The following is a 938-nucleotide window of genomic DNA, read 5'->3' as shown; positions in this document are numbered from 1 at the left end:
GCAACAGGGGATCAAGGTCCACAAGGTATACAGGGGGCTATAGGTCCTCAAGGGGCCACAGGAGCAACAGGAGATCAAGGTCCACAAGGAATACAAGGAGTACCAGGGCCATCAGGAGCAACAGGACCACAAGGAGTTCAAGGGATACAAGGTCCAATGGGTGATATAGGACCAACAGGTCCAGAAGGCCCAGAGGGACTTCAGGGCCCGCAAGGAATACAAGGAGTACCAGGGCCAGCTGGAGCAACTGGTCCAGAGGGGCCACAGGGGATACAAGGCATTCAAGGACCGGTAGGAGCAACAGGCTCACAAGGTCCCCAAGGAATTCAGGGAATTCAAGGTGTGCAAGGGATAACGGGAGCAACAGGAGCACAAGGAGCAACTGGAATTCAAGGGATACAAGGGGAAATAGGAGCAACAGGTCCAGAGGGTCCCCAAGGAATGCAAGGTGCTCAAGGGGGGATTGGCCCAACAGGTCCGATGGGTGCACAAGGAGTGCAAGGAATACAAGGCATTCAAGGAGCGACGGGTGCACAAGGAGTGCAAGGTGCTCAAGGAATCCAAGGAATCCAAGGTCCGACGGGGGCCACAGGAGATACGGGAGCAACAGGGGCGACAGGGGAAGGAACTACAGGCCCAACTGGAATAACGGGAGCAACAGGGGTAACAGGACCTTCTGGAGGACCAGCAGGACCGTCCGGCCCAACGGGGCCATCAGGTCCGACGGGAGTAACTGGTCCATCGGGTGGACCACCTGGCCCGACAGGAGCAACTGGTGCGACAGGAGTAACAGGGGATACCGGGGCGACAGGCTCAACTGGAGTGACAGGAGCGACAGGAGAAACGGGAGCAACCGGAGTGACAGGGTTACAAGGTCCCCAAGGAATCCAAGGTGTGCAAGGAGATATTGGTCCAACTGGTCCGCAAGGGATACAAGG

At 57.2% G+C, this 938-nt stretch carries 1 protein-coding gene; it reads left to right on the top strand.

Annotation, left to right across the window (positions count from 1 at the left end; translation table 11 throughout):
- The coding region (locus MR170_RS30800; RefSeq protein WP_481746800.1) for a collagen-like domain-containing protein at nt 1-938 on the top strand (938 nt) is incomplete at both ends.

Source organism: Bacillus cereus group sp. BfR-BA-01524, assembly GCF_022662595.1.
Classification (GTDB): Bacteria; Bacillota; Bacilli; order Bacillales; family Bacillaceae_G; genus Bacillus_A; species Bacillus_A thuringiensis_S.
Note: the sequence above shows the minus strand (reverse complement) of the source record. Positions and strands in the feature narration are given on the sequence as shown.